This is a genomic window from Enterococcus mundtii (genome assembly GCF_013394305.1).
Taxonomy (GTDB): Bacteria; Bacillota; Bacilli; order Lactobacillales; family Enterococcaceae; genus Enterococcus_B; species Enterococcus_B pernyi.
Genome location: NZ_AP019810.1, coordinates 1,718,948 through 1,730,291, shown reverse-complemented (window position 1 = coordinate 1,730,291; position 11,344 = coordinate 1,718,948). Strand labels below are relative to the sequence as shown.

Below are 11,344 nucleotides of genomic sequence, written 5' to 3'. Positions count from 1 at the left end.
GTTGATAGCAACAATATTTGATAAAATTCACTATTTATTTTTGATATATTTATAGTTAGGGTTGGTGTTTTGTGTCATAGGGTTTTATCAATGTGTCGACTGTTGCTCGGATTTCTTTCTATAAAGAAGTCGTTTTTTATTTTGCACTTATCACGACAACAGAAGTACACCTCTTACGGAACACTTCACCCGCTGTGTTGTTGTTTCTTTTTTATATTTCAATAAATTAATGGAGGGTATTATGGATTATTCACTTATGACCCGTCTAGCGGCGGAACTACTTGGTACAGCATTATTGATCGTTTTAGGTAATGGTGCTGTCGCAAACGTAGATTTAAAAGGAACAAAAGGATATGGCAGTGACTGGATGCTGATTGCTGTTGGTTATGGTTTTGGTGTGATGATGCCAGCAATGATTTTTGGTGGCATTAGCGGAAATCATATCAATCCGGCATTTACGATCGCTTTAGCCTCTAATGGTTTATTCCCTTGGGCAGAAGTCGTGCCTTATATCGTTGCACAATTACTTGGAGCAGCTCTTGGACAATTGATCGTGGTCGCTTGTTATAAACCTTACTATGATCAAACTGAAGATGTAAACCATGTCTTAGGAACTTTCTCAACTATCAACAGTGTTGGTTCTAAATTCAATGGTTTCGTCAACGAATTCTTCGGTTCATTCGTTTTATTCTTTGGCGCGTTAGGTATCACAAAAGCACCTTTCTTCCAAGATAACTTAGGAACAGCTCACTTAGCTCTTGGTTTCTTAGTTTGGACATTGGTCGCTTCACTAGGTGGTCCTACAGGCCCTGGATTGAACCCAGCACGTGACTTTGCACCTCGTTTGGTTCATGCGTTGTTACCATTGAAACATAAAGGTTCTTCACAATGGGATTACGCTTGGGTTCCAGTTATTGCACCAATTTGTGCCGGTGTTGTAGCAGTATTTGTCTACAAAGCATTATTTATGGCATAAAATTAATGAGTACTATAAAAACGGAAATCTTTGGAAGCAATTCCTTAGATTTCCGTTTTTTATTGATTTCAAAACTAAAATCATCCTCTGATTGGCTTAATATCCTTTAAATCATCTTGATGCCAGTTTCTTTGTTTATCGGATATCTTCAATACTTTTTTTTAATCAAGGACAGGTGGCACCTTAGCCAATCGGCATCACTCATACTTTACTTTTTGGCTTGGTACTCTTCGTGATTGGCATGATAAGTTTTATCTTTATCAAAAATAAGAATAAAATCTCGGTTAGATAAATCAATACAAAAAACCGAAGTGTATAACCATTCGCTTCGGAGCAGTTTCTACTATAGAGTAACAAAGAATATTCTTATCGTATATCCCCCTAAATAAGGGTAGGATAGGGTCGTAGTTTGTACATCAAAGAGAGAATTTAATCATTATGGACACAAGTAAGACAAAAAAACGATTAAGAATCCATTTAGACAAGTGAATTGAAAAAAGAAGTTGGCAGCTTATTATCTGATGTAACGCTAGATTACACGATCGATGAAGTAAAACCAAAAAATATATGAAAAACCACCAAGTGTCATCTAAATCGATACTTGGTGGTCTTCAAATTTTCAGTAAGCAATCACTGTTACTGCTTGTTCAAACTCTTTTTTTAAATGTTGTAACTGGTATTCTTTAAATTCTGGACGATGCGTTCGTAATAATACGCGTAATTTCATTGGATTGTAACGATCAATCAATTGATATTCATCGATAAAATCTCGTGTCAATTGCCATTCGTAATAATAGCCAAACGGCCGACAACTATACGTCGTTCCTTGGAGTACTTTATCCTCAAACCGTCGATGTGTATGCCCAAAGACGACTTGTTGAAGATTATCGTATTGATCGAGTAGTTTTCCAAATGAAGCTGAACCTAAGAACGCATTGAGTTGGTTCCAACGTTCATAAGGCGCGTTTTGGTAAACAATGAATTCTTGTTTTGGGACAAAATGGGTTGATAAGATCACATTCATTTTCTTTTTGTGTAGCGTATCCAATAATGATCGTGTTGCTTCTACTACTCGATCATTCACTTCTAGATCCGTTCCATCTCGCTCAATCAAGCGGTCATACCAGTACAAACGCTTCATCCGAACGATTTTCTTCACGTCTTTTTCTTCTGAGAATTGGTAATCATACCAACCGTTGATGCCTAATAACACGGTTTTCTCATTTAATGGAATATAGCGCTCATTCAAAAAATGGACGTCTGGAAAATGACTGATCATTGCTTCGCCAGTAACATCGGCTAACTCATGATTGCCAAAATGGAAAGTCGTTGGTAGTCGCTCTGCAAAAAATTCAGCGACTGCGACACAACGATCGACTTTATTGGCGGTATCCCCAGCCAAATGAAGCCGAGTAATCTTTTTTTGTTGTAAGACTTCCCATAAGAGCATTAATTCAGCTTCGCCAAATTGATTGATGTCCACATGTAAGTCACTGATGATCGCTAAATTTCCCATTCTTTTTCCTTCTAAATCTTAGATAGTTGATGTGACGATTTGGAGGTTATTTTTGATGATTCCTCCTGGTCCTTTCAGTTGCAGACTCTTGTAAGTTGGTTCTACTGCTAACGTCGTCGGATTATCCAAATAAACGAGTGCGCTTTTCTTGATTTTGATTGGTCCCATTTGGGTATCGACTACTTCAGAATATAAGCTTAGATCTGCCGATGTTTCTTTTTCTACAATAATCAGACGAAAAGAAGTATCGATTTGGCAAGTGATCCGGCTATTCGCAAATGGTCCATCTCCGTCTTCTACATCTAGCAATAATTGTTCATTGTCATTCACTTTTCCACGAAGCAGTTCTTCCGCTTCTTTTGATACGATAAATTCCATCTTAATCACCTCAATTTTAGCTTAATGATTTTTGTACGAAGTTGCAACTAACTTGTTTTTGGGTGACCTTCCAACCAAGCTTTTTTGGTAATTCCTTTAAGAACGATTGAAATAATTTCTCCTTTTTCTCGTTTTGCATCAGGAATCACAGCTTCTTCTCTCATTCCTAACTTGTCCATCACTCGTCCCGATTTACTATTTTTCGTATTATGATAAGCAAAGATCCTTACGAGATCCATTTTTTCAAAGCCCAATTTCAGAAGCGCTTTTCCAGCTTCCGGCATGATTCCTTTTCCCCAATACTTTTTATTTAAAGCGTAACCTAATTCAGCCGTATCATCGCCTTCTTGTATCCGCAAATCGATCGTACCAATCATCTTGCGGTTTTCTTTCCATTCAATAGCATATTTTCCAAGCGGTGATGCCATAAAAAAATTCGCAACACTGATTTTTGTATCTTCGATCGACTGATGTCGAGGGAAAACAAAGCGGGTCGTTTCTACATCATGGGCATATTCAAATATATCTTCTACGTCTTCCAATGTGATTGGTCTTAAAATCAGACGTTCCGTTTCTATGACACGATTTTCTGCAAACACTAAGTTTCGATTGATCAATAATTCCATGTGCATCCCCTACTTTTTTCTTTAGTTTAAATTACTGTATCGAAATTCACGGAAAGAAGCAAGACAAAACTTAATATCTCCTTAAAATAACAGATTAACTATAGATAAGCGAAAAAACTTAAACAATTGCTGAAAAAGAATAATTATTTGTTCACGATTTATTAACAAATTTTAGCTATTGTTATCTTAACAACTAAACAAGCGCTGGAGGTCTTACTTATGACAGAGTATATAAAAAGCATTTACTTTATTGAAGAAACGCAGAACATTGAAGGATCTTATATTGAAGTCAAAACACTATTTGTTGATGAAGACAAAGAAAAAGCATTGTCGATCTATCACAAATTAGCAAAGAAAAAACCAAACTACTTCGGATTGATTTTAAGTGAGTACAAAATCAAAGCGGAAGATAGTTATTTTTATCAACTTTTGAAACGTTGGTCAAAACTGCCAGCTGACTTTTATCGTCAAGTCAAGATCGTCAATTATCAAGCATTAGCCGAAACACATGCTTGATTCTATGCTTTAAGCTTTCTCTAAGGTTCGCCTTGTATCCTTTAATCAAATCAAAGGAGGCGATCTTATGTTCCGACAATGGCTTGCTCACTTTTTCCATGATACAACCCCACGAATCGATCCTTATGAAGTCGATAATGAATTTACCCTTACACTAGATTTTCCTAACGATCAAACAATCACCCATTGAATCAGAGGTTGTGATAGAAGTGCCTAGCTCCGAGAAATAAGCCGAGAAACCCGAAAATTGTTTTTCAAATTTTGGGTTTCTCGGCTTATTTTTTGAAGGTGCTACTTCTGGAACACCGTTTATTCAGTTGTAGGATGCAAGATGACTGATGTACCAGGCTCATTTTCTTAGTTATTCATTGAAAAATTATTTTAGCGCTTGATTGACATCTTCAATCATCAAGTTCATTGATTCAAGTCCACCACCACTCAAATACCATACATCTGGTTGCAATGAAATTACTTGATCATTTTTACCGGCATCTGTTTGTGCCACTAATTCATTGGCAGCTACGTTATCGTTGCTTGTATCTCCACCAATTGCTTTGGTACGATCAATCACAAATAAAATCCCTGGGTTCTTCTCTAAAACATATTCATAAGAAACACTTTGACCATGTGTAGACGCCTCGATTTGATCATCGGCTTGTTTAAAGCCAAATAAATCATGAACGAGTCCGAAACGTGAACCTGAACCATATGCTGAAAGTTGCCCTTCATTCACTAAAGTAACTAAAGCTGTTTGATCAAGCGCGCTGGCTTTCTCTTTCACTTCATCGATTTGTTTCGTTAAATCTGTTAATTTTTCTTCTGCTTCTTTTTCTTTATCAAAAATCTTTGCCAATGTTGTCACATTTTCTTGCATCGATTCCCATGGCTTTTCTGCATCCATTGCTAAATATAGTGTTGGGGCAATTTGGCTCAACTGTTCCTGATAATCACTTTGACGACCGGAAATAATAATCAAATCTGGTTGCATCTCATTGATTTTTTCCAAATCTGGTTCTTTGATTCCTCCAGCAGATTCAACTTCTTGATATTTTTCTAAGTAAGCAGGTAAATTTTTAGTTGCCGCTCCTATGACTTTGTCTCCAACACCTAATGCATCAAGCGTATCTAATGATCCATTGTCGAACACTACAACTTTCTCAGGGTTTTGTTGCACTTCTACAGACTCACCATTGCTATCTTTGACTGTCAACATTGTATCCGTTGTGACAGTACTTGATGCTTTTGTTTCACTCGTTTGTGCTTCGTTATTTCCACATGCTGCTAATCCTAATGATGCTATGACTAAAAATCCTAAAACTGTTTTCTTCATTTTGACGCTCCTTCGTAGTTTTTAGAAATAAAGACAAAATCTGCGTCCTTCGATTTCACAGATTCGAATGTCCATTTCGTATAATTGATCTAGTACTTCTTTTTTAATAATATCGTTCGTTTTGCCTTGTCTAAATAACTTCCCTTGTTTCATTGCGACGATTTCATCTGCGTAACTCGCTGCAAAGTTGATATCGTGTAACACAATGATGATCGTTTTTCCTAATTCTTGTACAAGGCGCTTTAAAATTTGCATGATTTGTACCGCAAAATTCATATCGAGATTATTGAGTGGTTCATCCAGCAAAATGTAATCAGTATCTTGCGCAAGAACCATCGCAATATACGCTCGTTGCAACTGACCACCAGAAAGCGTGTCGATCGTTTGGTCCTTCAGTTCTTCCAACCCTAGATGCTGGAGTGATTCTTCGATGATCTGATGGTCTTTCGTTGTCAGCTTTCCTTTCGAATAAGGAAAACGCCCGAACGATACAAGCTCCTCGACTGTGATTTTCATACTGATCTCATTAGATTGTTTCAAAATAGCTAGTTTTTTTGCCATCTCTTTGGACTTCCAAGCTTTTACTTCATTGTGATCCAAGTAGATCTCACCTGCATCTTTAGGAATCAAACGACTGATCATAGAAAGAACGGTTGACTTTCCTGCGCCGTTTGGACCGATGAAGGCTGTCAATTGTTGATCCGAGATTTCCAATTGCAAGGCCTCGACGACCGTTTTTCCTTGGTAAGACTTCTCGACACTATTCAAATTGATCATCCCAGTTCCTTCCTTTCTCGAATCAATTTTGTAATAAAGTAAATACCCCCTGTGAACTCTACAACCACACTGACCGTCGTGTTCCACCCAAACACTTGCTCAACGATCAATTGTCCCCCAGTCAAAAACAAGAAAGCAATCAAAAAACTTCCTAGTAGCAAAACACCATGACGATACGTTGCAAACAAACGATAGCTGACGTTTGCGACAATAAATCCAAGAAAGGTGATTGGTCCCACCAAAGCAGTGGCTGTTCCTGTCAACCAGCTGACACAACAAAGAATAGAAAATTGAAAACGCTCTGTCTCAATCCCAAGGTTCGTTGCTTGATCCTTCCCTAGATGAAAGACATCCAGAAAATGTCTTTTATAAAAAAGGAACACCCAACAACAGCCAATCAACAATGCAGCAGGTAGGAGGTAGGCGGTCTGGACATTACCGAAACTAGCAAATAACTTCCCTTGCAACAAATCATATTCATTCGGGTCCATCACCACTTGTAAAAACGTACTGATACTATTGAAAAGTGTCCCTAAAATCATCCCCGTCATCAATAATAAGAATAAGTTAGGGGCTTCTTTTCGTAATAAAAAGAAAAACAATAACTGGCTTAAGCCAACCATCAATGCCACGTTGACTAAGAAAAAGGCTGTGCCTGTTTGCTGAAGCATCGTCACCCCACCAATCAAGAAAAAGAGGAGGGTTTGAACAAGTACATAGAGGGAATCGAGCCCTAACACAGAAGGTGTCAAAAATTGATTTTGGGTAATCGTTTGGAAACTAACGGTCGCACTGCTTGTCGCGAGTGCCACTAAAATGAACGCCATGATTTTTTTGCTTCGTAAGGCCCATGCAAAAGCCCAATTACCATACGTGTTGATAGTCAAATAGCCGATCGTCACGCCAATCACGAGTAGAGACAAAATAAAAAATAGACCAGTGATCTTTTTACCCATGTTTGCGCCCCCTTACTAACAAGTAAAGGAAAATCAAACCACCGATGATCCCTACGATGACGCTGACTGGGATTTCATAAGGAAAAATCACAAGACGAGCGATCATGTCACAGATAAGCAAAAAGATACTACCAAAAATGGCGGTAATTCCTAACGTTTTATGTACCTGATCCCCATAGAGCTTTGCTGTGATATTTGGAATGATCACTCCCAAGAAAGGAATCGTCCCAACCATGATTAAAGTGATCGCACTGGCTAAAGAAACAAGGCCAATCCCTAGTAGTTGCATGTTGCGATAATTCATCCCTAAATTCACTGCGAACGATTCACCTAAGCCTACGATCGTAAATTGATAGGCAAAAAAAGATAAGATAAGTAATAAAGGAATCGTTACATACAATAATTCATAATTTCCCCGTATGACTGTTGCAAAATTTCCTTGTAGCCATGAAGACATATTTTGTACTAACTGAAACTGATAGGCGAAAAATGTTGCAGCAGAGCCGATAATATTTCCTAGCATCACGCCGATCAATGGTAACATCAGCTGATTTTTTTGTGGAAAAAATTGTGCAAAAGATAAAAATAAGAGCGTACCTGCAAACGCAAATAAAAATGCAGTTGCTGAACGAATCCACAAAGAAGCATTCGGTAAAAAGAGCATCACCACTAAGATACCCAATCTCGCACTATCCATCGTGCCAGCTGTCGTTGGTGAAACAAATTTATTTTGAGTCAGATGTTGCATGATCAACCCACAAATACTACTCGTTGCCCCTACCAGTACTAAACAGATCGTTCGCGGAAAACGTGTCGCCAACAACAATTGCATACTCTGTCCTTCAAATCGGATAATCTCCATGAATTCCACTCGAGACACGCCAATAAATAGCGAACATATACTTAAAATAACTAACAAAACCATCAAGCGACCCACGCGCATTTCCCTTTACCTCGCTAACTGAGAATGATTCTCATTCTTATTCTAAGTGAAGCATTGAACAAAAGCAACCGTTTTTTAATGAAATAAGAACAATCCCTATAAATTTTAGAATACGTGTACGATACAAAAATAAAATTCATTTTTGTTTCTGACCTTAAAAATGTGGGAAGCTATTTCTCAATTTCTGCCTTAATGCTTGGAGCTAAACGACTTTCTCACAACCTGGCTACACGGTGATCCAAAAGCTAACCTTCAACACCAAGCTAGAAAATGACAAAATATGAAAAACTATTTTTCAATTTTCTATCTTACTGATCAGGTCAAAATGCTTCTGTCACAACCTCTATGTTATAATGACTTAAAACAACAAAGGAGGAAATTGGATGGCATCAGATGAATTGAAAAATCATTTGGACAAAGGAATGTATGGCACGCCCTTGGTCAACCCAGAAGAACAGCATAAATACCTAGGTACCTTTCGTGAACGTTGCTACCTCAGTATGACCGTTGCTGAAATGAATGAGCCGACAAATAAAGAAAAGTTCCTACAAGAACTAGAGAAACGACCAGAAGCATTTATTCTGATAAACGGGACCTTACCCCTGGATATCCAGAATCAATACATCCAATTGGCAACGAAAAATCAAACGAAATTCACGGTTGTAAACGATCATGTTTCTGAAGATCCGCAAAGTATTGGTCTACTGATTGCGGCCAAAGAAGCGGTGAATGAGCCCGTTATTGACGTAGAAGAAAAATATCCAACGAAACAAGAAGAAGAACAACCAAAGAAAAAAAGCTTTTGGGACCGATTATTCAAATAATTTCTAAAAGTTCACTCGATTCTTTGAGTTTCTAATCAAAATTTGTCAGCGTTCGTATGTACCTGTGGCAAAACAAAAAATCATTCACAAACTAGATAAATCTAGTGATGTGGATGATTTTTTTGTCCTACAGGTTCATGATTTATTTAGTCTCTTCTTGTCTGTTGATCACTTCAGGATACAACAGCTCTAAGACATTCATTGTCAGTCTTCTGCCTTGGCCAGCAAATGGGTAAACGTGCATGTGCATCGCTGGATTGAAGTTTGCTTCAATGATGCCATAGGCTTGGTCATCTGTTTGAGGATCGATATCTTTATCAGGAATGATCAAATCGATGCCGCTGATTTTCGCTCCTAGGGCTTCCACTGCTTGTTGGGCAATTTGTTTATACGCGTCTGAAAATTCATCTGTTACGTCGATTGAATCGCCACCTGTACTGATATTGGAATTTTCGCGTAAATACACGATTTGATCTTTTTCAGGTACAGAATGGATGGTTAGTCCTTGCTCTTTTAACATCAACTGCTCAAGTTCACCTAACTGGATCAATTCCAATGGTGCACGATGGTGACTGCCTCTTAATGGATCTAGGTTTTTTTCAGCGACAAGTTCTTCCACCGTCCGTTTTCCGTCACCCACAACATTGGCAGGAACACGAAGTAAGATCGCTTTTACTTGCCCATCGATCACAAAGAAGCGATATTCTGTTCCAGGCATGAATGCTTCAACCAGTATAGAAGTATCTTCACGAAAAGCGATTGCTAAACCAGCCTGGTAATCTTCTAAAGATGCTCCTTCTTTGAAGATCGTGATCCCTAACCCATAATTGGTCGATTTAGGTTTAATAACAAAGGCTTGTTCTGCAAATCGTGGATAAGCGTTCAAAGCCTCTTCGATTGAAGTAAATTCGGCTCCTTCAGGTACACGGAATCCGGCCTCTTTTAGCACTTTTTTAGTGACTGTTTTATTTTCCATGATCAGTGGCACAATGTAGCTGTCTTTACTTGTCATATTGGCATTTTTTACATATTCGATATGCTCTTGATGCTGTAGACGTAAAAATTGATCTGATTCATCTATGACCTTTACTTCGATGCCCTTTTGGATCGCATCAAACATCAGAATCTGTGTCGACAGCTCCATGTCACGAAATCCCGCTAATTGATACGAACGTTCATGACTTTCTTCTTCATACTGTTTTCCTAAAGTATAAGCAAAGTCATGCTGGCTTGTTTGTTGTGCTTGCTGATAAATCTTGCCTGCCAATGTTTCACGTGGTTCATCCAATTGTGCGATCATGTCATCGATCAATGGTAGGCATTCGGATTGTCCTAAAGCTACAAGCATCTCTTTCATGCCTTGAAGAAGCAGCATTCCTTCATCATAAAAAGCAGTTTGATCCATAGGGTTTTCTAACGACACGTGTTCATTTCGCTGCTCGCCTTCTTCGACCCATGCATCGACTGCTACGTCATGTTCCATCCATATCATATACATTAAGAACGATTGTAAAAACTGAACTTGTGCTTGACTGATCCCTACACGTGCGTAAGGATTTAAATCAATATTTCTCAGTTCAATATAGCGAATACCTGATTTTGCTAAATCAGCTACACGTTTTCCACCACGAAAACGGATCGGTGCATAGAATTCTTTTTCTTCGGATAACTTGCCTTCTTCCACCATTTTTTCAATATCGGTTAAATATTGTTGCATTGACGCATAGGATACTTTGACATTCGGATGGTTCGTATAACCATAGGAACTATTACGAATACTGCGTACCGGTTCTGCTGGTGCTGGCTTGCCGACAAAATAGTGGTCTTCACTTAGAGGTGACGCCCCAAACAAATAAGTGATCAACCAACGATAACGCAAGAAGTTCTGTGCTGTTTTAAAATATAATTCTGTTTTAAATGCTGCAAAGTCGGTAAACTCTGTTTGTTGTACAAACAAGGATTGTAAAAGATCATCACCAAACTCAAAGTTGAAATGGATGCCGCTGACCATTTGCTTGCGTTTGCCATATTCCTTTGCTAAATAACGACGATACAAGACATCTTCAAAATTAGAAAGCTTCGCAATCATGATCTCTTCGTCTTTTTCAGGTAAAGCCGGAGGCATACTTAAAGGCCAGATCATTTCATCATCTGCCATTGAGCGTGAAGCAACGTCGTAGATTGCTTCCAAGTATTTAAAAAGTTCGTTGATAGAATCCGTGACCGGAGTAATCAATTCGACTTGAGTTTCACTAAAATCTGTCTGGATGTATGGATGATACGTACGATCCCCAAAAACCTCAGGATGATCGGTTGTTGCCAACTTTCCAGAGAAGTTCACACGTTGCCCTTCACGTTCAACCCCAAAACGGGCTTGACTAATGAATGGTAGTGAACGAGGATGCAGTAATAATTCTTTATAGTTCATGGTTAAATGTCCTCCAATTCATATGTTTCATTATAGTAAAAACCGCCAAGAAAAAGAATGAAATTGTTTGAAAA

12 protein-coding genes are annotated in these 11,344 nt (G+C 38.4%); 4 read left to right on the top strand and 8 right to left on the bottom strand.

Annotated elements, in window-relative coordinates; genetic code table 11:
* Positions 1-241 precede the first annotated feature (241 nt).
* Positions 242-976 carry an MIP/aquaporin family protein gene (locus tag HZ311_RS08245; protein WP_010734412.1) on the top strand — a complete coding sequence of 245 codons (735 nt, stop codon included), beginning with the start codon at positions 242-244 and terminating at the stop codon, positions 974-976.
* A gap of 619 nt (positions 977-1,595) precedes the next feature.
* On the opposite strand, the gene HZ311_RS08240 is transcribed toward HZ311_RS08245, so the two are convergent.
* The 3 genes from HZ311_RS08240 to HZ311_RS08230 are packed head-to-tail and all read right to left on the bottom strand — an operon-like array spanning position 1,596 to position 3,496.
* The gene (locus HZ311_RS08240) at positions 1,596-2,492 is read right to left on the bottom strand and encodes a metallophosphoesterase (protein ID WP_023518919.1); all 897 of its coding nucleotides are present in this window, start codon (positions 2,490-2,492) and stop codon (positions 1,596-1,598) included.
* Between the two features lie 18 nt (positions 2,493-2,510).
* Positions 2,511-2,870, bottom strand: coding sequence for an iron-sulfur cluster biosynthesis family protein (locus tag HZ311_RS08235; protein WP_010734414.1), 360 nt, complete (start codon positions 2,868-2,870; stop codon positions 2,511-2,513).
* Between the two features lie 47 nt (positions 2,871-2,917).
* Positions 2,918-3,496 carry a GNAT family N-acetyltransferase gene (locus tag HZ311_RS08230; RefSeq protein WP_010734415.1) on the bottom strand — a complete coding sequence of 193 codons (579 nt, stop codon included), beginning with the start codon at positions 3,494-3,496 and terminating at the stop codon, positions 2,918-2,920.
* Positions 3,497-3,715: 219 nt separating this feature from the next.
* On the opposite strand from HZ311_RS08230, the gene HZ311_RS08225 reads away from it, so the two are divergent.
* Together HZ311_RS08225 and HZ311_RS15920 are read left to right on the top strand one after the other, a co-directional pair.
* The gene (locus HZ311_RS08225; RefSeq protein ID WP_010734416.1) at positions 3,716-4,012 is read left to right on the top strand and encodes a hypothetical protein; all 297 of its coding nucleotides are present in this window, start codon (positions 3,716-3,718) and stop codon (positions 4,010-4,012) included.
* A 67-nt stretch (positions 4,013-4,079) separates the two neighbouring features.
* Positions 4,080-4,202 (top strand): hypothetical protein, encoded by a 123-nt coding sequence (locus tag HZ311_RS15920; protein WP_010734417.1) that lies wholly within the window; start codon positions 4,080-4,082, stop codon positions 4,200-4,202.
* 186 nt (positions 4,203-4,388) lie between these two features.
* Here the strand turns inward: HZ311_RS15920 and HZ311_RS08220 are convergent, their stop codons facing one another.
* The 4 genes from HZ311_RS08220 to HZ311_RS08205 are packed head-to-tail and all read right to left on the bottom strand — an operon-like array spanning position 4,389 to position 8,018.
* Positions 4,389-5,342, bottom strand: coding sequence for a siderophore ABC transporter substrate-binding protein (locus tag HZ311_RS08220; RefSeq protein WP_023518918.1), 954 nt, complete (start codon positions 5,340-5,342; stop codon positions 4,389-4,391).
* A gap of 21 nt (positions 5,343-5,363) precedes the next feature.
* Complete coding sequence (locus HZ311_RS08215) at positions 5,364-6,119, bottom strand: iron ABC transporter ATP-binding protein (protein ID WP_023518917.1); 756 nt, start codon at positions 6,117-6,119, stop codon at positions 5,364-5,366.
* Positions 6,116-7,075 (bottom strand): iron chelate uptake ABC transporter family permease subunit, encoded by a 960-nt coding sequence (locus tag HZ311_RS08210; RefSeq protein ID WP_178946572.1) that lies wholly within the window; start codon positions 7,073-7,075, stop codon positions 6,116-6,118. Before HZ311_RS08210 ends, HZ311_RS08215 begins: the two co-directional genes overlap by 4 nt.
* Positions 7,068-8,018 (bottom strand): ABC transporter permease, encoded by a 951-nt coding sequence (locus HZ311_RS08205; protein WP_023518916.1) that lies wholly within the window; start codon positions 8,016-8,018, stop codon positions 7,068-7,070. The genes HZ311_RS08210 and HZ311_RS08205 overlap by 8 nt, the downstream gene beginning before the upstream one ends.
* 383 nt (positions 8,019-8,401) lie before the next feature.
* Here HZ311_RS08205 and HZ311_RS08200 point away from each other — a divergent pair, with 383 nt between their 5' ends.
* Positions 8,402-8,842, top strand: coding sequence for a YueI family protein (locus HZ311_RS08200; protein WP_023518915.1), 441 nt, complete (start codon positions 8,402-8,404; stop codon positions 8,840-8,842).
* A 142-nt stretch (positions 8,843-8,984) separates the two neighbouring features.
* On the opposite strand, the gene gshAB is transcribed toward HZ311_RS08200, so the two are convergent.
* Positions 8,985-11,270 carry a bifunctional glutamate--cysteine ligase GshA/glutathione synthetase GshB gene (gene gshAB, locus HZ311_RS08195; protein WP_023518914.1) on the bottom strand — a complete coding sequence of 762 codons (2,286 nt, stop codon included), beginning with the start codon at positions 11,268-11,270 and terminating at the stop codon, positions 8,985-8,987.
* Positions 11,271-11,344: the final 74 nt, after the last annotated feature.

Bases quoted from the DNA above. Each gene is read 5' to 3' on its own strand.
- gshAB (WP_023518914.1), bottom strand. From the start codon at position 11,270: ATGAACTATAAAGAATTATTACTGCATCCTCGTTCACTACCATTCATT.
- HZ311_RS15920 (WP_010734417.1), top strand. From the start codon at position 4,080: ATGTTCCGACAATGGCTTGCTCACTTTTTCCATGATACAACCCCACGA.
- HZ311_RS08225 (WP_010734416.1), top strand. From the start codon at position 3,716: ATGACAGAGTATATAAAAAGCATTTACTTTATTGAAGAAACGCAGAAC.
- HZ311_RS08240 (WP_023518919.1), bottom strand. From the start codon at position 2,492: ATGGGAAATTTAGCGATCATCAGTGACTTACATGTGGACATCAATCAA.
- HZ311_RS08205 (WP_023518916.1), bottom strand. From the start codon at position 8,018: ATGCGCGTGGGTCGCTTGATGGTTTTGTTAGTTATTTTAAGTATATGT.
- HZ311_RS08210 (WP_178946572.1), bottom strand. From the start codon at position 7,075: ATGGGTAAAAAGATCACTGGTCTATTTTTTATTTTGTCTCTACTCGTG.
- HZ311_RS08245 (WP_010734412.1), top strand. From the start codon at position 242: ATGGATTATTCACTTATGACCCGTCTAGCGGCGGAACTACTTGGTACA.
- HZ311_RS08200 (WP_023518915.1), top strand. From the start codon at position 8,402: ATGGCATCAGATGAATTGAAAAATCATTTGGACAAAGGAATGTATGGC.
- HZ311_RS08215 (WP_023518917.1), bottom strand. From the start codon at position 6,119: ATGATCAATTTGAATAGTGTCGAGAAGTCTTACCAAGGAAAAACGGTC.
- HZ311_RS08220 (WP_023518918.1), bottom strand. From the start codon at position 5,342: ATGAAGAAAACAGTTTTAGGATTTTTAGTCATAGCATCATTAGGATTA.
- HZ311_RS08230 (WP_010734415.1), bottom strand. From the start codon at position 3,496: ATGGAATTATTGATCAATCGAAACTTAGTGTTTGCAGAAAATCGTGTC.
- HZ311_RS08235 (WP_010734414.1), bottom strand. From the start codon at position 2,870: ATGGAATTTATCGTATCAAAAGAAGCGGAAGAACTGCTTCGTGGAAAA.